The following is an 18,501-nucleotide window of genomic DNA, read 5'->3' on the forward strand; positions in this document are numbered from 1 at the left end:
GTCCACAATGGCGAGTGACAGGCAAAAAAAAACCCGGTTGCCCGGGCTTTTAGCGGTATCGCAGCGCCATTACACGCGGCGGAATACCAGCGAACCGTTAGTGCCGCCAAAACCGAAGGAGTTACACAGCGTGTACTCCATATCGGAAACCTGACGAGCTTCATGCGGTACAAAGTCCAGATCGCAACCGTCGTCGGGATTATCCAGATTGATGGTCGGCGGAACAGCCTGATCGCGCAACGCCAGCGCCGTGAAGATAGATTCCACAGCACCCGCAGCCCCTAACAGGTGACCGGTCATGGATTTGGTTGAGCTTACCATTACACGGCTCGCTTGTTCACCAAACACAGATTTCACTGCGTGCGTTTCCGCCAGATCGCCCGCTGGCGTTGAGGTGCCATGCGCATTGATATACCCAATCTGAGACGGCGTGATACCGGCATCGCGCAGGGCATTTTGCATCGCCAACGCTGCACCAGCACCGTTTTCCGGCGGTGACGTCATGTGATAGGCATCGCTGCTCATGCCGAAGCCAACGATTTCAGCGTAAATTTTCGCGCCGCGTTTCTTCGCATGTTCATACTCTTCCAGCACCATGATCCCGGCGCCGTCACCCAGCACGAAACCGTCACGATCTTTATCCCACGGACGGCTTGCCGCCTGAGGATTATCGTTACGCGTGGACAGCGCACGAGCTGCGCCAAAGCCACCAACGCCCAGAGGCGTACTGGCTTTTTCTGCACCACCAGCCAGCATGATATCTGCATCGTTGTAAGCAATGATGCGCGCCGCATGGCCGATATTATGCACGCCAGAAGTACAGGCGGTGGCAATGGAAATACTCGGACCACGCAGTCCGAACATGATGCTCAGATGCCCTGCAACCATGTTAACAATGGTAGAAGGGACAAAGAACGGACTGATTTTACGCGGACCGCCGTTCACCAGTGAACTGTGGTTCTCTTCAATGAGCCCCAAGCCACCAATGCCGGAACCGATCGCCGCACCGAAGCGCGTCGCGTTTTCTTCCGTTACTTCAATACCGGAATCGCGCATGGCGTTAATGCCCGCGGCAACACCGTATTGGATAAAGGCATCCATCTTGCGCGCTTCTTTGCGCGAGATGAAATCCTCACTATTGAAATCCTTTACTAAGCCAGCAAAACGAGTTGCATAGGCAGTAGTATCGAAATGGTCGATCGGGCTGATGCCACTCTGACCGGCAAGAAGAGCAGTCCAGGTGGACTCAACTGTATTGCCGACAGGAGTTAACATGCCCAGTCCGGTCACAACTACACGACGCTTAGACACGCTTGTCCTCCAGGGAGGGAAAATATGACACTGCGGGACAAAGAAAACTTAGGCGGTCGAATGACCGCCTAGATATGTTCGCTTACTGCTGGTTAGCCTGAATAAAATCAATGGCTGCCTGAACAGTTGTGATTTTTTCTGCTTCTTCGTCTGGAATTTCAGTATCAAATTCTTCTTCCAGCGCCATTACCAGCTCAACGGTGTCAAGAGAATCAGCGCCGAGGTCATCAACGAAGGAAGCGTTGTTAACCACTTCTTCCGGTTTAACACCAAGCTGTTCAACGATGATTTTCTTAACGCGTTCTTCGATAGTGCTCATACTCTTAAATTTCCTATCAAAACTCGCTTTCGCGATGGTTTTCGTAGTGTATAAAATGTTGAAAAAGATGCAACAAAATCCCGGCTGGTCTAACCACGATTTTGTGCTATTTTGCGGTTTTCACCGCAAATAACGCAAATAAATTCCGAGCTATTTAGATCATATACATGCCGCCGTTGACATGCAATGTCTCACCCGTAATATAACCAGCCTCATCGGAGGCCAAAAAAGCAACAGCACTGGCGATCTCTTTCGCGTCCCCAAGACGGTTCGCAGGAACCTGGCTCAAAATGCCTGCACGTTGTTCTTCTGTCAATGCCTGCGTCATATCGGTTTCAATAAAACCTGGCGCAACCACATTGACAGTAATGCCGCGTGAGGCCACTTCACGCGCCAGCGACTTGCTAAAGCCAATCAGGCCCGCTTTCGCCGCCGCATAGTTCGCCTGTCCGCCGTTCCCCATGGTCCCGACGACGGAGCCGATGGTAACGATACGACCAAAACGTTTTTTCATCATGGCACGCAACACGGCTTTTGACAGACGGAATACCGATGTCAGGTTGGTGTCGATGATATCTTGCCACTCGTCGTCTTTCATTCGCATCAACAGGTTATCACGCGTAATGCCAGCGTTGTTGACCAAAATGTCGATTTCACCGAAATCCGCACGAATCGCTGTTAATACAGCCTCAACGGACGCCTGATCGGCGACGTTAAGCATATACCCTTTGCCATTGGCACCCAACCACTCACTGATGACTTGCGCGCCATTTTCGCTGGTCGCGGTTCCCACTACAGTGGCACCGCGCGCTACCAGCGTTTCTGCGATCGCACGGCCAATACCGCGGCTTGCACCCGTTACCAGGGCGATTTTTCCTTCAAAGCTCATGGTACTCTCCGTTTTATTGTTCCAGGGCCGCAGCCAGTGAGGCCGGGTCGTTAAACGCCGCCGCACTCAGGGTGTCAACAATACGTTTTGTCAGCCCGGTCAACACTTTGCCCGGCCCCACTTCCAGCAGGCTCTCAACGCCTTGAGCTGCAACGTAGGAGACACACTCGGTCCAACGTACCGGGCTATAAAGCTGTTTCACCAGCGCCGCACGAATGGCATCAGGATCGGTTTCACTACGCGCGTCAACATTGTTGACCACAGGAATGGCTGGCGTAGTAACTGTAATTGTTTTTAACGCTTCTGCCAGTTTTTCTGCCGCAGGCATCATCAACGCGCAGTGGGAGGGCACACTGACCGGCAGCGGCAACGCACGCTTGGCCCCGGCAGCTTTGCAAGCGACACCGGCACGCTCAACGGCTTCTTTGTTACCCGCAATCACTACCTGTCCCGGCGAGTTGAAATTCACCGGAGAAACCACTTGCCCCTCAGCAGACGCTTCACAGGCAGCGGCAATGGCATCATTATCCAGACCAATGATGGCGTACATCGCGCCCGTGCCTTCCGGCACGGCTTCCTGCATCAGTTTGCCGCGCAACTCAACCAGACGCACCGCTTCCTGAAAGTCCAGAGCACCGGCGCACACCAGCGCCGAATATTCACCCAGACTGTGGCCGGCCATCAGCGCGGGCTGTTTGCCGCCCTGCTGCTGCCACACCCGCCAAATCGCCACCGACGCTGTCAGCAGTGCTGGTTGGGTTTGCCAGGTTTTATTCAGTTCTTCCGCCGGGCCTTGTGCAGTGAGCTGCCACAAGTCATAACCCAATACCTCAGAAGCCTGAGCAAAGGTGTCTTGTACTACCGGGTATTGTGCTGCCAGCTCAGCCAGCATGCCGACTGTCTGGGAACCTTGCCCCGGAAATACCATTGCAAATTGCGTCATATTAAACGTCCCGTTTGATCAAAAACGAACCAGCGCAGAACCCCAGGTGAACCCGCCGCCAAAGGCTTCCAGCAGGATCAACTGACCGGGTTTTATCCGACCATCGCGCACGGCTTCATCCAGCGCGCTGGGTACGGAAGCGGCCGACGTATTGCCGTGGCGATCGAGTGTCACCACAACCTTGTCCATGCCCATACCCAATTTCTTCGCCGTGGCACTGATGATGCGCAGGTTCGCCTGATGCGGCACCAACCAGTCCAACTCGCTCTTATCGAGTTGTGCGGCATGCAGCGTTTCTTCAACGATATGCGCCAATTCCGTCACGGCGACTTTGAACACTTCGTTGCCAGCCATGGTCAGATAGGCAGGCTGATCCTGATGCGCACGATCCTGATGAGGCAGCGTCAATAAATGACCGTAGCGGCCATCCGCGTGCAGGTGGGTTGACAGGATACCGGGTTGTTCAGACTGACCCAACACGACCGCGCCCGCACCATCACCAAACAGAATGAGGGTACCGCGATCGGCCGGATCCAGCGTGCGCGCCAGCGTGTCTGAGCCAATCACCAGCGCGTAATCTACCGCGCCGTTTTTGATGTATTGATCGGCAATGCTGAGCGCATAGGTAAACCCTGCGCAAGCCGCAGCAACGTCAAAGGCGATGGTGTCACGGATCTCCAGCATCTGCTGAACCTGACACGCGGCACTCGGAAACGCGTGCGTCGAGGACGTGGTTGCGACAATCAGCAAACCAATTTTGTCCTTATCGATGCCCGCCATCTCCAGCGCGTTTAGCGCGGCCTGATGTCCCATGGTCGCCACGTTTTCATCCGGCCCGGCAATGCGGCGCTCACGGATACCGGTGCGCGTCACAATCCACTCATCGGAAGTGTCGACCAATTGTTCTAAATCAGCGTTCGTCCTGATTTGTTCAGGCAAAAAGCTGCCCGTTCCGATTATTTTAGTATACATGTACGCTCAGTCACTCTTGGGTAATACAGTTTTCAGGCGCGCCGCAATCCGGTCGGGAAGTTGCCGCTGCACCGCCTGCATTGCCTGTTCGATAGCGACGGCAAACGCCCGCTGGTTTGCCGCGCCATGGCTTTTTATCACGGTGCCCCGCAGCCCTAACAGACATGCGCCATTATATTGATCAGGATTGAGATGACCGAACCGTTTCGCCAATCGTCTTTGGATAAAACGGCCGATCAACGTGAGCCACCACGCTTGCTTTGCTTTACGTCCGACATCCGTCGACGACGATTTAAGCAGTGACAGGAACATCCTTACCACGCCTTCCATCGTCTTCAATGTGACATTACCCACAAAGCCGTCACAGACCATCACGTCGGTTTTACCCGTCAGCAACTCATTGCCTTCAAGATAACCAATATAGTTAATCGAGGGCGTATTCTTTAACTGCGCGGCCGCATCGCGAATCGCGGCCAGGCCTTTGGTCTCTTCTTCGCCGATGTTCAGCAGGGCAACGCGCGGATTGCGCAGCGACAGCACTTCTTCGGCCATCACTGAACCCATCACGGCAAACTGAACCAATTGCGCGCTGTCACACTCGACGTTGGCACCCAAATCCAGCACCACCGTTTTGCCCTGCTGCTGATGCGGCAACACCGTCACCAAAGCAGGACGATCGATACCTTCCAACGGCTTGAGCAGGAGTTTCGCCAGCCCAATCAGGGCACCGGTATTTCCTGCACTCACGCACGCCTGTGCCCTACCCGTTTTTATCAGTTCCAGCGCAATGCGCATCGACGTACCACGACTGGCACGGATCGCCTGCGACGGACGCGCATCACTCGCAATAACCGATTCAGCCGGCACAATTTCCAACCGGGACAATAACGCAGAATCGACTTTGGCGAGTAATGGATGAAGCGCAGCGGGATCGCCGACCAATAACAAGTGAAGACCCGGATTAGAAGCCAGTGCCTGCAATGCCGCAGGCACCGTTACGCAGGGACCGACGTCCCCGCCCATTGCATCTAACGCCAATGTGAGGTGTGTCAAGGTATTGCCTTGCTAATAATTCGTGAGAATTATTTGGCAATAACCTTGCGACCGCGGTAGTAGCCATCCGCAGTGATGTGGTGACGCAGATGAGTTTCGCCAGAAACTTTGTCTACGGAAACAGAAGAGGTGGTCAGCGCATCGTGAGCACGACGCATACCACGTTTGGAACGGCTAGGTTTGTTCTGTTGTACGGCCATGGACCTTACTCCTTAATTACTTACGCTTTAAACTGGCTAATACGGCAAACGGGTTTGGTTTCTCCGCCTCTTCAGGCAGTTTACCAAACACCATGTCCGCTTCGGACACTTCACAGTGTTCAGAATCATGTACCGGAGCGATGGGCAATACGAGAATAATCTCATCTTCAACCATCGCCAGCAAATCGACCTCGCCAAACTCATCGACATCGATTGGCTCATACGCTTCCGGCAGAGCCTCTGCCTGCTCGTCATTGACGACAGACAGGACTGAAACAAAATGTGGTGTGAATCTGATGTTCAAACGGCTTTTGGCAACGCTGGCACATCAGCGTAACGGCCACTTGTGCACTGCCGTTAATCACCGCCAGGCGCTGATTATCGATATTAAACGATAAAGAGACCTGTACATCACTATCCACACTGGCCACAGACTCGGCAATGCGTGCAACTTGTTCAACCGTGTAGACACCAACATAATCTAAACGTTTTTGAGCCGTGCGAACCGCATCCAGGGTCAGGGGTAATTTTACCTTTTGCATAGGGCGCGTATATTAACGTCGTAACGACGTAGAGTCAAAGGAAAAGGCGGCGTTGTCTTACTATTTTATCAAGATTCGCGATCGCCCAGATTCGCTTTCTCAGCGGCGCACAGTGTAAAATGCCTTTTTTGATTACGCTACGGTTTATCGTAAAAATTATGTCTCAGATTGTGCTTGCCTCCACCTCTCCTTACCGTAAAAGCCTGCTCGCCAAGCTGGGACTGCCTTTTCAATGCGCCAATCCTGATATCGATGAAACGCCCCGCCCGCAAGAAAGCGCCGTCGCACTGGTTGAGCGATTAGCGCGGGAAAAAGCGCAAGCGCTGGCTACCCGCTATCCGGCACACCTGATAATCGGTGGCGACCAAGTCTGCGTGCTTGACGGTGTCATTACCGGAAAACCGCTGATAGCGGAGAAGGCTGTGCAGCAGCTGCGTCAGGCCAGCGGTAATCGCGTCACCTTTTATACCGGGTTGGCGCTGCTCAACAGCGCCAGTGGCGCGTTGCAATCGCAGGTCGAGCCCTTTGACGTGCATTTTCGTACGCTGAGTGAAGAAGAGATAGCTGCCTACCTGGCGCGAGAGCAGCCGTGGCACTGTGCAGGCAGTTTCAAAAGTGAGGGATTAGGGATTGCGCTGTTTGATAAACTGTCCGGACGCGACCCGAATACCTTGGTCGGCCTGCCGCTCATTGCGCTGTGCGAGATGCTGCGTCAGGAGGGTGTGAATGCGTTAACCCTGACCGGATTAGGCTAACGCTCACCAATAAAACCGCCAGCGCGAAGCGGGCGGTTTTGCTTATCAAACATTACTGATGCTATTTCTGCTGCAGCAATACCTGCAAGCAGTGACGTAATGCCGCATCAAGCGGCGCTTCGACACGCATCATCTCACCGGTGCCGGGGTGCTCAAAGCTCAATGATTGCGCATGCAAGAACAACCGTGACAGCCCAGTGGCAGCCAGTTGCCGGTCAAATTCTCTGTCGCCATAGCGATCGTCGAACGCGATAGGATGACCGGCGTGCAGCGTATGTACGCGGATCTGGTGGGTACGCCCCGTCACCGGACTGGCGCGCACCAGCGTCGCCTGCTCAAAGCGTTCTTCTACCTTGAAACGGGTTTCGGAGGGTTTCCCTTCGCTACTGACACGCACCACGCGCTCACCGCTTTGCAACATATTCTTTAACAGCGGTGCCTGCACCACTTTGCAATGGGATTGCCACTGACCGCGTACCAGCGCCAGATAATTTTTCTGCATTCCCTTGAGCCGCAGTTGCTCATGCAGCGCACGCAGCGCCGAGCGTTTTTTTGCTACCAGCAATACGCCAGACGTATCACGATCGAGCCGGTGCACCAATTCCAGAAAGCGCGCTTCAGGCCGCAGCGCGCGCAGCCCTTCGATGACACCGAAACTCAACCCGCTGCCGCCGTGCACCGCCGTGCCGGAGGGTTTATTGAGTACGATCAGACTGTCATCTTCATACAGAATGCAATCGGCTAATGCGGCCACCTTATCGAGACTGGCAGACACCGCCGGTTCATCGCGCTCGGCCACGCGTACGGGAGGAACGCGCACCACATCGCCATCCAGAAGCTTATATTCCGGCTTGGTGCGTTTTTTATTCACGCGCACCTCGCCTTTACGCAAGATGCGGTAAATCATGCTTTTCGGCACACCTTTAAGCCGCGCCAGCAAAAAGTTGTCGATACGCTGCCCTGCTTCATCGGCAGAAACTGCGATAAATTGTACTGATGGATTCTCTGTTTTCATGATGCGCGATTCTAAATAGCCCGTGCGGATAGCGCCACTCCTTTTTATGTGCTTAACTGTCTGTCAGGTACTTAATGGGCGGTTACCGAGATAGTGGACCCTCAGATTGCCATCGAAGGTGCGGACTTCAGTCATACGGCTCGCACATTTGGTAAAAATCAGGACAACAATCTTGTTGCACATCCGTAAAGTCACCTTGCTATAACAGTACCAGCAATGGAATAATGCTGTGGTTTTACCCGCCTATCTTCCTGAAACAGTGGAAAAGGCAAAATAGGTAAATTTGCCTGATAACGCATAAACGCAGCAATGGCGTAAGACGTAATGTGTAATCAAGCAGTTAGCGGGCTGCGGATGGCGGCTTGGCCGGTAAATGGAATCAGATCTGGTGACCCTTCTTCAGAAGCTGTTCCCTCAATAAATGTGCTGTTTTCCACCAGGAAATACAGGCTACCGAAATATGCGCCTCTATGCAGGCGACAACCGGGAGGTTGACGTCCCTGCGATAAGCCACGAGGCCATCGGTGAACCCGGTCATTCAGCATCTTTGTCCGTAGCTCTATCAATGATGCAAGTAAAAATAACGAGTAAGTTAAGATGAAAAGAATGTTAATTAACGCGACTCAGCAAGAAGAGTTGCGTGTTGCTTTGGTTGATGGCCAACGGCTCTACGATCTGGATATTGAAAGCCCAGGCCATGAGCAGAAAAAAGCCAATATCTATAAAGGAAAAATCACCCGCATCGAACCCAGTCTTGAAGCTGCTTTTGTCGATTACGGCGCTGAAAGACACGGTTTCCTTCCGTTAAAAGAGATTGCTCGCGAATACTTCCCCAGTAACTATGCCTCCCACGGTCGTCCCAACATCAAAGACGTGTTGCGCGAAGGGCAGGAAGTAATTGTTCAGGTGGACAAAGAAGAGCGTGGCAACAAAGGCGCAGCGCTGACCACGTTTATCAGCCTGGCAGGCAGCTATCTGGTGTTGATGCCGAACAACCCGCGCGCGGGTGGCATTTCTCGTCGCATTGAAGGCGACGATCGCACTGAACTGAAAGAAGCACTGAGCTCGCTCGAACTGCCTGATGGCATGGGGCTTATCGTGCGTACCGCTGGTGTTGGCAAATCTGCCGATGCGCTCCAGTGGGATCTGGCATTCCGTCTGAAACACTGGGACGCCATCCAAAAAGCGGCGGAAGGTCGCCCTGCCCCTTTCCTGATTCATCAGGAAAGCAATGTTATCGTTCGTGCATTCCGCGACTACCTGCGCCCGGATATCGGTGAAATTCTTATCGATAACCCGAAAATCCTCGACCTTGCCAAAGAGCATATTTCTGCCCTGGGTCGTCCGGATTTCAGCAGCAAAATCAAATTGTACAGCGGTGAAATCCCGTTGTTCAGCCACTACCAGATCGAATCGCAGATTGAATCGGCCTTCCAGCGTGAAGTGCGTCTGCCTTCTGGCGGCTCGATCGTTATCGATACGACGGAAGCGTTGACAGCGATCGACATCAACTCCGCCCGCGCAACACGCGGCGGCGATATTGAAGAAACCGCCTTCAACACCAACCTCGAAGCGGCTGACGAAATCGCCCGCCAATTGCGTCTGCGCGACCTCGGTGGTTTGATTGTTATCGACTTTATCGACATGACGCCCGTTCGCCATCAACGCGAAGTGGAAAACCGCCTGCGCGATGCCGTTCGTCAGGATCGCGCCCGTATTCAGATTGGTCGCATCTCCCGCTTCGGCCTGCTGGAAATGTCCCGTCAGCGCTTGAGCCCGTCGCTCGGTGAATCCAGCCATCACGTCTGTCCGCGCTGTAGCGGAACGGGCACTATCCGTGATAACGAATCGCTGTCGCTCTCTATCCTGCGTCTGATTGAAGAAGAAGCGCTGAAAGAGAACACCCGTGAAGTTCACGCTATCGTGCCGGTGCCTATCGCGTCTTATCTGTTGAACGAAAAGCGCGAAGCCGTGAATGCCATTGAGAAGCGTCAGGGTGGTGTGCGCGCCGTTATCGTGCCGCACGATAGTATGCAAACGCCGCATTATCAAGTTCTGCGCGTGCGTAAAGGTGAAGAAAAGACCACGCTCAGCTATCTGCTGCCACAGCGTCTTGATGCTGAGGCACAACAGGTTCAGGAAGAGCAATCTCTGGAGCGTAAGGTTCCTGAGCAACCGGCCTTGGCCACGTTTACCATGCCTGATCTGCCTGAATCACCGGTCATTACTCCGAAGCCAGCGGCGAAAGCTGCACCGGAGCAAGCCGCTGCGCCTGCAACACCTGGGCTGTTTGGCCGTCTGTTCGGCGCGTTGAAAAACATGTTTGCCAGCGCGGAAAGCCAACCGGAAAGCACCAATACACAAGAAGCAGCGTCTACGGAGCAGCGCCAAGAGCGTCGTTCCGGTCGTCGTCAAGGCTCAAACAACCGTCGCGATCGTAATCAACGTGACGGCGCGCGTGACAGCCGTGATGGCAACAAGGAAAGCCGTGACGGCAACCGCGAATCACGCGATGAGAACCGTCGCAACAAACGCCAGAACGCTCCAGCGGTAACGGAAGCGGTCGCCCCCGTTGAAGAAGCGGTAGAAAAAGCGCCGCGTGACGATCAGCAACGCCGTGAACAACGTGCTGAGCGTCAACGTCGTCGTCAGGATGAGAAACGTCAGGCTCAGCAAGATGTTAAAGCCCTGAACCGTGATGAAGAAAGCGTACAGGAAGAGAGTGAACAGGAGAAACCGACGCCGGTAATGCCGCGCCGTCAGCGCCGCCAGTTAACACAGAAAGTGCGTATCATTGACGGTGACACAGCTCAGGCGGATAGCCAGGTTGAAGCCTCTGCATCCCCGACACCGGTGGCAGAACACGCGCTGCCGTTGTTGACCGATGCCGTGACAAACGCGCCTGCGGAGACCGAAGCCAACGCTGAGCAGGCCGAGGCGGGTCGTAATGATGCCAACATGCCACGCCGTTCACGCCGTTCACCGCGTCATTTACGCGTGAGTGGTCAACGTCGTCGTCGCTATCGTGATGAGCGCTATCCGACACAATCTCCGATGCCGTTGGCACAGGCTTCTGCCTCGCCGGAAATGGCGTCCGGTAAAGTGTGGGTCCGCTATCCGGTGGCTGCATTGGCACAAAACGACGAACAAACCACTGAGCTGGTACCCGCTATCGAAGCACCGGTTGCGGCACTGCCGGTCATTGCTGCCCTTGACGCTGAAGTGCAACCTGTTGCTACGCCTGCGACTGACATCGTCACCGCACCGCTTGTCGCCGACACGGCGAGTACCGAGCCGGTTACCCCTGAAGATGTCGCACAAGACGCGGTCGAAGCACCTGTTACCGTTGAACAGGCCGTAGTCCCTGAGGCAGTGTTAGCAACAGCACCCGTTGAGGTTGCTGATGCAGAGGTGACTGAGCCTGTCGCTGTCGTGGAAACGGCCTTGGAGCAAAGTCCCGTTGTCGAGGAACAGCCGGTGGTAACACCAACGGCACCCGAAGCGAGCGCTGAGCAGGCGGCTGTCGAAGCCGTCGAAGAACACGCCGCGGTAGCGGAAGTCGCGCAGGCAACGGAAGACACAGCGCCAGCGGTTGCTGACGTTGAACCTGTTGATGTTGAAACGACAGAAGCCGCCGACGTGATTGAGGCCGTTGCACCGGTCGCCGCTGTTGAAGCTGTACCTGTGGTAGCCGAGTCTTCGGTTCCGCCCACGACTCGTTCGGTACAGCCGTTACGCAGCGCGGCTAAACAGCAGCACGCTGCTTCCGCCCCGATGACCAAAGCGCCAGCGCCTGCCTATGAGGCGGAAGCACCGCGCCACAGCAATTGGGTACGCCCCACCACCGAGTTCGCCGGTAAAGGCAGCGCGGGTGGGCACTCTGCCGTCAACCATGCGACCGCAGCAGCAGCAAAACCCGCTGCGTTTGAGTAAATACGCCGTCCAGGCACAAAAAACCCCTCTTTAGAGGGTTTTTTTTATGGCCGCAGTAAAATACCGCAACTCAAATCAGCGCGCGCAGCGGGGTGATCACCATACCCAGCGTTTTGCCTTCCAACTCGGCCACCAATTGCTGAAAGTGCGGGGTTGCTTCGTGTTCCGTCAAGACCTCACGACTTGCCCAACGCTCAAAAAAGACGAACGTACCCGGCGTTTCCAGAGATTCGTGCAGATCGTATTGCAGGTTTCCCGCTTCGGCCCGACTGGGTGCCACCACCTTTTTCACCGCTTGTGCTACAGCATCGACGTGCTCTGGTTTGGCCTGAATACTGGCGACAATACGCAATTCCATATGTTGCTCCTGTTAGGTATCCCAGTGGGCCTTAAAGGGCCTGACTGAGAAATTAGCGATGGGACTTACCATACGCTACTCTTTCCCTGCCGTGTACCCTGTACCGCAGTCGTTAGCACAGAACGCCACTCGCTTCGAATAAAGAGTCGTCAGCAACAAACGGGTGCATTACCAGCCCTTTACGCTTATGCTTGTGTCCCGCCGTATCTGCTCGTGACATTTAGCATTTAGCCCGTTGGAGCGCTTTTCATGACAACACTGTCTACCGTATTAAAAATTCGCCGTCCTGATGACTGGCATCTTCACCTGCGCGACGATGACGTACTCGCAACCGTGTTGCCGTTTACCAGTCGCCATTTTGGCCGCGCGATCGTAATGCCCAACCTGACACCGCCTATCACCAGCATTGCCAGTGCGCTAGCCTATCGCGAACGCATTCTTGCCGCGATCCCGGCGGGGGACGATTTTCAACCGTTGATGACATGCTATCTGACAGACTCGCTGGACGCGAAAGAGGTTGTTACAGGCTTCCAGCAAGGGGTATTTACCGCCGCCAAGCTCTATCCGGCGAACGCGACGACCAATTCCAGTTTTGGTGTTACCGATGTCGCCAATATCTTCCCTCTTCTTGAGCAGATGGCAGACATCGGCATGCCGCTGCTGATTCACGGCGAAGTGACCGATCCGGCGATCGATATTTTCGACCGTGAAGCCCGTTTTATCGAATCCGTCATGGAGCCGCTGCGCAAACGCTTCCCTACGCTGAAAATCGTGTTTGAACACATCACGACCCGTGAAGCCGCACAGTACGTGTTGGACGGCGATCGCTATCTGGGCGCCACCGTGACGCCGCAACACTTGATGTTTAACCGCAATCATATGCTGGTGGGCGGTGTGCGGCCACACTTGTATTGCCTGCCGATTCTGAAACGCAATATTCATCAACAGGCATTGCGCGATGCGGTCGCCAGCAGTTCTGACCGTTTCTTCCTCGGTACGGATTCAGCCCCCCACGCACGCCACAAGAAAGAGGCAAGCTGCGGCTGTGCCGGGGTGTTTAACGCGCAGGCCGCACTCTGCGCCTATGCTACCGTGTTTGAAGAGATTGGCGCGCTGGATAAGTTAGAAGCGTTCTGCTCGCTCAATGGACCCGCCTTTTATGGTTTACCCGTCAATGAAAGCTGGATTGAACTGCATAAGGCTCCCACCACCTTCCCGGAAAGCATCGCGTTAGGTGATGACGCGCTGGTGCCCTTCCTCGCCGGTCAAACCCTGAACTGGCAAGTGCGTTAATCTTCCCGCCCGTGCGCTGCTTAGTCGCGCTGCACGGGCTTTTAACGGCCTTTGCGTTTCACTACCACATATTTGTATCACCCCTCTTGCTCCCCCTCACCTTTAACTGTATAAATAACCAGTTAATTAAAGGAGAGTATCATGCGCGTAGAACTCACATTAGCCAAATCAGCCCCCTTACCCGCTGGCGCCATTGAAGCCTTGACGCAGGAATTGACCCAGCGCGTACACCGTCATTATCCCGATAGCGCCATTCAGGTGCGTTACGCCGCGGCCAACAACCTGAGCGTGTTAGGTGGCAACAAGGATGATAAAGCGTTAATTTCAGAAATCCTTCAGGAAACCTGGGAAAGTGCCGACGATTGGTTTAGTGCAGAATAATCACTGGCATTAATAATCGAGACCTTCTATTTTATCCTTGTAGTCTTCACACTAGCCGGAAGATGGTCGATGACGGAGGGACATGACAATGACGGTAGAGAAACCAGAACAAGCCATGACGTTCGGCGAATTATTGGCGCTGATTGGCGACCAGCAGCATAAGATTGATGCGTTGGAACTGGCGTTTTCCTCCCTGGCATTTGCACTGGATGAAAGAACGGCACAGCTGTTGCTACATAATTTGAAACTGGAATCACACAACGAACATCGCGCAGAGCAGACCAAAAAACACCTGGCGCTGCTTATTGCTGTGTTTGAAAAGCATGCCGGTATCAGCGCAGACTAATCTGTGTTGCGCTCACCTGATTGATATCCCTTTGAAATTCGGGGATATCATATCCAGAAATTTTTCTTTGCAAAAAGAGTCAAAATAACTCACCTGCTGTACAAAAGTCACAGTATACTTAAGTTGCTCTTGTCAATAAGGAGCCGCCCAAGCCTCGTTAGTCACTCATGTTAGTAACTAGTCAATAAGGGGTATGTATGGACAGAAAAAATGAAGTTATTCAGACACATCCTCTTGTAGGATGGGATATCAGCACCGTTGACAGTTATGACGCCATGATGATCCGCTTGCATTATTTAACCACCCCAGACCAGGCTCCCGCAGATGCAAACGTAGGCCGAACCTTATGGCTTACTACCGATGTAGCAAGGCAACTTATTTATATTCTTGAAGCCGGTATCGCTAAAATTGAGTCGACAGATTTTCAGCCACACGATCTACTTAAACACTAGTCTCCCGATTTCACAGTAATCGATTATCCCTTGACGACACCGCCTGATGGCGGTGTCGTCATATTCAGCGCGCTTAAGTTTCCCGATGAGTTACGTCAAGAATACGCTGTCACCGTTCACTACTGCCGTTTTCATCAGGAGCCGGGATACGCAACGCTCCTCTGAGCCGATCGCGTGATTTATTAAAAATCTTCATGCTGGTTTCCCGTCCACGACGTCGCTCACGCTGCGCTTCCAGGGGCAACGCCAGTTCGCGCTGACAGTCGTCACTACAACAGCCCTGATAGGCCGCCTGACAGCGGGAGCACTGAATGAACAATAAGTGACACCCTGCATTGCGGCAGTTGGTATGGGTATCGCACGGTTCACCACATTGATGGCAGTGGGCGATAACATCCTCGGTGATACGTTCTCCCATGCGCTCATCGAAGACAAAGTTTTTACCAATGAATTTTACCGGTAAGCCCTGGGCCTTGGCCTGACGGGTATATTCAATAATGCCGCCTTCCACATGGTAAACGTTTTTGAAACCCTGATGGCGCATATAGGCACTGGCCTTTTCACAGCGAATGCCGCCAGTGCAATACATCACGATATTTTTGTCCCGCGCATCAGCCAACATTTCTGCAGCCATCGGCAACTGCTCACGGAAAGTATCGGAGGGCACTTCAAGGGCATTTTCAAAATGCCCCACTTCATATTCGTAATGATTACGCATATCGACAAACAGCGTGTCGGGATCGTCCGCCATGGCGTTAACCGCCTCGGCTTTCAGATAGGTGCCAACATCACTGGGGTTAAAGGTTGGATCATCGATGCCATCCGCGACAATGCGATCGCGCACTTTCATGCGCAGCACCCAAAAGGATTTCCCGTCATCATCCAGTGCCACATTCAGCCGGATACGATCCAGCGCCGGATGCGCACCGAACAACGCCGCCTTAAAGTCGTCGAAGCGACTGGCAGGCACGCTCACCTGCGCATTGATGCCTTCAGCCGCCACATAGACACGGCCAAATACCTGACATTGCATAAATTTCACGTAAAGGTTATCGCGAAACGCTTGTGCATCATCAAGCACGAAATATTGATAAAAGGAAACTGTGGTGCGCGTCTCGGTTTCCGCAAGCATACGCGCTTTCAGTTCCTCATTGGAAACACGGTTGTGTAACACTGGCATGGTGTACGTTCCTGTCTTCAGCGAGGGTTAACCAGATTATAACGTTACGGCGACATGTGCGTAACGCGCGGGATTATAGCCGATCGCGGCAATTACACCAGAGGAGGAATTCGTGCGACATGGAGAAAATCGTCGACACAGTAAAAATATCTCGGCGTATGATGGTTTAGTCGTTTTTTCTTGGATAAGGAAACCACCATGAGTCGGCTATTTACCCCACTCGCGCTAGGCCCCGTGACACTGCCCAATCGCATTATCATTGCCCCCATGTGTCAGTATGCGGCCCAGAACGGTTTGGCTACGCCCTGGCATACCATGCATTTAGGTAACCTGTCCCATTCCGGTGCCGGATTGCTGATCATTGAAGCCACTGCGGTTGTACCTGAAGGCCGTATATCCCCTCAGGACCTGGGCCTGTGGAATGATGAAACCGAGCAGGCGCTCGCCACGGCAGTCAACGCCGTTAAGGCCTACTCCGCTATGCCGCTTGGTATCCAGTTGGGCCACGCCGGACGCAAAGCATCCGCCGCCGTGCCGTGGCAGGGCCGGGCTCGCGTGAGTGAACAGCAAGGAGGCTGGCAACCTGTTGCCCCTTCAGCCCTGCCTTATGATGACAATGACGCGCCACCAACAGCAATGACGACGCAGCAGATAGCGGATGTCGTCACGGCCTTTGCCACTGCCGCGCAGCGCGCCGATCGCATTGGGTTTGATGTGTTCGAAATTCATGCTGCACACGGCTATTTGCTGCATCAATTTCTGTCACCGTTGTCGAATGCGCGTGACGATAGCTACGGTGGGGATTTGAATAACCGTATGCGTCTGGTACTTGAGGTGTTCCGCGCTGTACGTGAGGTTGTCCCCGCACACAAAGCCGTTGGCGTGCTCATTTCGGCTACCGATGGTGTGGAAGGCGGATGGGATCTCGAGCAGTCTGTTGCGCTCAGCCACGCGCTGCATGCCGTTGGCTGTGATTTTATGCATGTCTCAAGCGGTGGTCTCTCTCCAGCACAGCGTATTCAGCCGGGCCCCAATTATCAGGTCTCCTATGCTGAACGCATTAAGCGCGAGGTGGGGATCACCACCATCGCGATTGGCCTCATCACTGAAGCCGAGCAGGCTGAAGGCATTGTGGCAACAGGTCAGGCAGATGCCATCGGCATCGCGCGTGCCGTGCTCTATAACCCGCGTTGGCCATGGCACGCCGCCGCTCGATTGGGCGCACAAGTAGCAACGCCACCGCAATTCTGGCGTAGTGAACCGCATCACATAAAAAATCTGTTCCAGCATTGAGCAATCTCCCCTTCCCGCCGTAAACGGGAGGGGGTATCTTCGCACTGGCATCCCACCAAAGGTTAAACATCATTATTCGTCGATGCTAAGATAAAAGACGGATATTGATTTTTAGCGTATTCCACATAGCCTTACGCAGGGTTAGTCTTCCTGCTTTGGAACGCTTTACTGCATCATCATTACGATAGTTGATGCACCGCACCACATTAAACACTATCACCTTGGTGTGACTGATTTCTTTTAACGACAAGCGCGGATGACTGCGCCTGCATTTTTTGATACTGGAACTCATGACACAACTCCCATCATTCACCCGTTCATTGTTGCACCCTCGTTACTGGCTAACCTGGCTGGGGATCGCCATACTCTATCTTGTCGTGCTACTGCCTTACCCAGTTATCTATCGCCTCGGCACCGTGCTAGGGCGTATCGCCATGCACGTAATGAAGTACCGTGTGTGCATTGCCGAGCGCAATCTGGCACTCTGTTTTCCCGAGATGACAGAACAAGCACGCGCCGCGTTGGTACGTAAAAACTTCGAATCCGTAGGCATGGGACTATTAGAAACCGGCATGGCCTGGTTTTGGCCCGACTGGCGTATCGCACGCTGGTTTACCGTCACGGGCCTTGAGCATCTGCAACCGCTACGTGCCGAAAAACGTGGCGTACTATTGATTGGCTTGCATTTTCTTACGCTGGAACTGGGGGCTCGCATTTTTGGCATGCATAACCCGGGGATCGGCGTTTATCGGCCCAATGACAATAAACTGATTGACTGGTTGCAAACCTGGGGCCGTATGCGCTCCAACAAAACCATGCTGGATCGTAAAGATCTCAAGGGCATGATTCGGGCGCTCAAACAGGGGGAAATTATCTGGTATGCCCCCGACCATGACTATGGCCCACGCAGCAGCGTGTTTGTTCCCTTCTTTGCCATGGAAAGTGCAGCAACCACCAGCGGAAGCTATTTGTTGGCAAAAGTGGCCAAACCTGCCATTGTGCCATTTGTCCCTCGCCGGCGTGAGGGAGGGAAAGGCTATGAATTGATCATCCAACCTGCCGAACTCAGCGTACCGCTAGACGACGAGGCCACAACGGCCAGCTGGATGAACGCGCTGGTAGAACAGAATGTGCTGCTGGCGCCCGATCAATATATGTGGTTACATCGCCGCTTTAAAACACGTCCGGAAGGCGAACCTGCGCTGTACTGAATCGTCATTTGTCACCGACAGTGCAATAAAAAAACAGCGGCCAAGCCGCTGTTTT

The 18,501-nt window shown here is 53.8% G+C and carries 20 protein-coding genes; 8 read left to right on the top strand and 12 right to left on the bottom strand.

Annotated elements, in window-relative coordinates; genetic code table 11:
- Positions 1-69: 69 nt before the first annotated feature.
- The 8 genes from fabF to K6K13_RS23455 form a co-directional block, all read right to left on the bottom strand.
- A complete protein-coding gene (gene fabF, locus K6K13_RS12775) occupies positions 70-1,311 on the bottom strand; it encodes a beta-ketoacyl-ACP synthase II (RefSeq protein WP_222157372.1) in 1,242 nt (413 codons plus the stop codon).
- Between the two features lie 82 nt (positions 1,312-1,393).
- Positions 1,394-1,630: an acyl carrier protein gene (gene acpP / locus K6K13_RS12780; protein ID WP_012765204.1), complete on the bottom strand. Its 237-nt coding sequence runs from the start codon at positions 1,628-1,630 to the stop codon at positions 1,394-1,396.
- A 154-nt stretch (positions 1,631-1,784) separates the two neighbouring features.
- Positions 1,785-2,519, bottom strand: coding sequence for a 3-oxoacyl-ACP reductase FabG (fabG, locus tag K6K13_RS12785; RefSeq protein ID WP_222157373.1), 735 nt, complete (start codon positions 2,517-2,519; stop codon positions 1,785-1,787).
- Between the two features lie 13 nt (positions 2,520-2,532).
- Complete coding sequence (gene fabD / locus K6K13_RS12790; RefSeq protein ID WP_222157374.1) at positions 2,533-3,462, bottom strand: ACP S-malonyltransferase; 930 nt, start codon at positions 3,460-3,462, stop codon at positions 2,533-2,535.
- A gap of 18 nt (positions 3,463-3,480) precedes the next feature.
- The gene (locus tag K6K13_RS12795; protein WP_222157375.1) at positions 3,481-4,434 is read right to left on the bottom strand and encodes a beta-ketoacyl-ACP synthase III; all 954 of its coding nucleotides are present in this window, start codon (positions 4,432-4,434) and stop codon (positions 3,481-3,483) included.
- A gap of 6 nt (positions 4,435-4,440) precedes the next feature.
- Complete coding sequence (gene plsX / locus K6K13_RS12800) at positions 4,441-5,487, bottom strand: phosphate acyltransferase PlsX (protein WP_222157376.1); 1,047 nt, start codon at positions 5,485-5,487, stop codon at positions 4,441-4,443.
- Between the two features lie 29 nt (positions 5,488-5,516).
- A complete protein-coding gene (rpmF, locus tag K6K13_RS12805; RefSeq protein WP_009112338.1) occupies positions 5,517-5,687 on the bottom strand; it encodes a 50S ribosomal protein L32 in 171 nt (56 codons plus the stop codon).
- Positions 5,688-5,703: 16 nt separating this feature from the next.
- Complete coding sequence (locus K6K13_RS23455; RefSeq protein WP_286206769.1) at positions 5,704-5,991, bottom strand: YceD family protein; 288 nt, start codon at positions 5,989-5,991, stop codon at positions 5,704-5,706.
- 396 nt (positions 5,992-6,387) lie between these two features.
- Between K6K13_RS23455 and K6K13_RS12815 the strand changes: the two genes are divergently transcribed.
- A complete protein-coding gene (locus tag K6K13_RS12815) occupies positions 6,388-6,984 on the top strand; it encodes a Maf family protein (protein ID WP_222157377.1) in 597 nt (198 codons plus the stop codon).
- Positions 6,985-7,045: 61 nt separating this feature from the next.
- On the opposite strand, the gene rluC is transcribed toward K6K13_RS12815, so the two are convergent.
- Complete coding sequence (gene rluC / locus K6K13_RS12820) at positions 7,046-7,999, bottom strand: 23S rRNA pseudouridine(955/2504/2580) synthase RluC (RefSeq protein ID WP_222157378.1); 954 nt, start codon at positions 7,997-7,999, stop codon at positions 7,046-7,048.
- A gap of 597 nt (positions 8,000-8,596) precedes the next feature.
- On the opposite strand from rluC, the gene rne reads away from it, so the two are divergent.
- Positions 8,597-11,932 carry a ribonuclease E gene (gene rne / locus K6K13_RS12825; RefSeq protein ID WP_222157379.1) on the top strand — a complete coding sequence of 1,112 codons (3,336 nt, stop codon included), beginning with the start codon at positions 8,597-8,599 and terminating at the stop codon, positions 11,930-11,932.
- Positions 11,933-12,002: 70 nt separating this feature from the next.
- Here the strand turns inward: rne and K6K13_RS12830 are convergent, their stop codons facing one another.
- Positions 12,003-12,290 carry a putative quinol monooxygenase gene (locus tag K6K13_RS12830; RefSeq protein ID WP_222157380.1) on the bottom strand — a complete coding sequence of 96 codons (288 nt, stop codon included), beginning with the start codon at positions 12,288-12,290 and terminating at the stop codon, positions 12,003-12,005.
- A gap of 249 nt (positions 12,291-12,539) precedes the next feature.
- Between K6K13_RS12830 and pyrC the strand changes: the two genes are divergently transcribed.
- The 4 genes from pyrC (at position 12,540) to bssS (ending at position 14,762) form a co-directional block, all read left to right on the top strand.
- The gene (gene pyrC / locus K6K13_RS12835; RefSeq protein ID WP_222157381.1) at positions 12,540-13,583 is read left to right on the top strand and encodes a dihydroorotase; all 1,044 of its coding nucleotides are present in this window, start codon (positions 12,540-12,542) and stop codon (positions 13,581-13,583) included.
- A gap of 141 nt (positions 13,584-13,724) precedes the next feature.
- The gene (gene dinI, locus K6K13_RS12840) at positions 13,725-13,964 is read left to right on the top strand and encodes a DNA damage-inducible protein I (protein ID WP_222157382.1); all 240 of its coding nucleotides are present in this window, start codon (positions 13,725-13,727) and stop codon (positions 13,962-13,964) included.
- Positions 13,965-14,052: 88 nt separating this feature from the next.
- Complete coding sequence (locus tag K6K13_RS12845; protein ID WP_222161077.1) at positions 14,053-14,310, top strand: hypothetical protein; 258 nt, start codon at positions 14,053-14,055, stop codon at positions 14,308-14,310.
- Positions 14,311-14,507: 197 nt separating this feature from the next.
- A complete protein-coding gene (bssS, locus tag K6K13_RS12850; RefSeq protein ID WP_222157383.1) occupies positions 14,508-14,762 on the top strand; it encodes a biofilm formation regulator BssS in 255 nt (84 codons plus the stop codon).
- 109 nt (positions 14,763-14,871) lie between these two features.
- Here bssS and trhO read toward each other — a convergent pair whose 3' ends face one another.
- Positions 14,872-15,942 (bottom strand): oxygen-dependent tRNA uridine(34) hydroxylase TrhO, encoded by a 1,071-nt coding sequence (trhO, locus tag K6K13_RS12855; protein WP_222157384.1) that lies wholly within the window; start codon positions 15,940-15,942, stop codon positions 14,872-14,874.
- Positions 15,943-16,140: 198 nt separating this feature from the next.
- Between trhO and K6K13_RS12860 the strand changes: the two genes are divergently transcribed.
- On the top strand, positions 16,141-17,235 hold the full coding sequence (locus tag K6K13_RS12860) for an NADH:flavin oxidoreductase/NADH oxidase (protein ID WP_222157385.1): 1,095 nt from the start codon (positions 16,141-16,143) through the stop codon (positions 17,233-17,235).
- Positions 17,236-17,320: 85 nt separating this feature from the next.
- Here the strand turns inward: K6K13_RS12860 and K6K13_RS12865 are convergent, their stop codons facing one another.
- Positions 17,321-17,527, bottom strand: coding sequence for a hypothetical protein (locus K6K13_RS12865; protein WP_222157386.1), 207 nt, complete (start codon positions 17,525-17,527; stop codon positions 17,321-17,323).
- Between K6K13_RS12865 and K6K13_RS12870 the strand changes: the two genes are divergently transcribed.
- Complete coding sequence (locus K6K13_RS12870) at positions 17,526-18,446, top strand: Kdo(2)-lipid IV(A) acyltransferase (RefSeq protein WP_222157387.1); 921 nt, start codon at positions 17,526-17,528, stop codon at positions 18,444-18,446. The two genes, K6K13_RS12865 and K6K13_RS12870, sit on opposite strands and share 2 nt — an antisense overlap.
- Positions 18,447-18,501: the final 55 nt, after the last annotated feature.

This window comes from Symbiopectobacterium purcellii, from assembly GCF_019797845.1.
GTDB lineage: Bacteria > Pseudomonadota > Gammaproteobacteria > Enterobacterales > Enterobacteriaceae > Symbiopectobacterium > Symbiopectobacterium purcellii.

Excerpts from the sequence above, each read along its gene's own strand:
- K6K13_RS12865 (WP_222157386.1), bottom strand. The coding sequence starts at position 17,527 with ATGAGTTCCAGTATCAAAAAATGCAGGCGCAGTCATCCGCGCTTGTCG.
- fabG (WP_222157373.1), bottom strand. The coding sequence starts at position 2,519 with ATGAGCTTTGAAGGAAAAATCGCCCTGGTAACGGGTGCAAGCCGCGGT.
- dinI (WP_222157382.1), top strand. The coding sequence starts at position 13,725 with ATGCGCGTAGAACTCACATTAGCCAAATCAGCCCCCTTACCCGCTGGC.
- rluC (WP_222157378.1), bottom strand. The coding sequence starts at position 7,999 with ATGAAAACAGAGAATCCATCAGTACAATTTATCGCAGTTTCTGCCGAT.
- trhO (WP_222157384.1), bottom strand. The coding sequence starts at position 15,942 with ATGCCAGTGTTACACAACCGTGTTTCCAATGAGGAACTGAAAGCGCGT.
- acpP (WP_012765204.1), bottom strand. The coding sequence starts at position 1,630 with ATGAGCACTATCGAAGAACGCGTTAAGAAAATCATCGTTGAACAGCTT.
- pyrC (WP_222157381.1), top strand. The coding sequence starts at position 12,540 with ATGACAACACTGTCTACCGTATTAAAAATTCGCCGTCCTGATGACTGG.
- rpmF (WP_009112338.1), bottom strand. The coding sequence starts at position 5,687 with ATGGCCGTACAACAGAACAAACCTAGCCGTTCCAAACGTGGTATGCGT.
- K6K13_RS12830 (WP_222157380.1), bottom strand. The coding sequence starts at position 12,290 with ATGGAATTGCGTATTGTCGCCAGTATTCAGGCCAAACCAGAGCACGTC.
- K6K13_RS12870 (WP_222157387.1), top strand. The coding sequence starts at position 17,526 with ATGACACAACTCCCATCATTCACCCGTTCATTGTTGCACCCTCGTTAC.
- K6K13_RS12795 (WP_222157375.1), bottom strand. The coding sequence starts at position 4,434 with ATGTATACTAAAATAATCGGAACGGGCAGCTTTTTGCCTGAACAAATC.
- rne (WP_222157379.1), top strand. The coding sequence starts at position 8,597 with ATGAAAAGAATGTTAATTAACGCGACTCAGCAAGAAGAGTTGCGTGTT.
- K6K13_RS12815 (WP_222157377.1), top strand. The coding sequence starts at position 6,388 with ATGTCTCAGATTGTGCTTGCCTCCACCTCTCCTTACCGTAAAAGCCTG.
- K6K13_RS12845 (WP_222161077.1), top strand. The coding sequence starts at position 14,053 with ATGACGGTAGAGAAACCAGAACAAGCCATGACGTTCGGCGAATTATTG.
- K6K13_RS12860 (WP_222157385.1), top strand. The coding sequence starts at position 16,141 with ATGAGTCGGCTATTTACCCCACTCGCGCTAGGCCCCGTGACACTGCCC.
- fabD (WP_222157374.1), bottom strand. The coding sequence starts at position 3,462 with ATGACGCAATTTGCAATGGTATTTCCGGGGCAAGGTTCCCAGACAGTC.
- bssS (WP_222157383.1), top strand. The coding sequence starts at position 14,508 with ATGGACAGAAAAAATGAAGTTATTCAGACACATCCTCTTGTAGGATGG.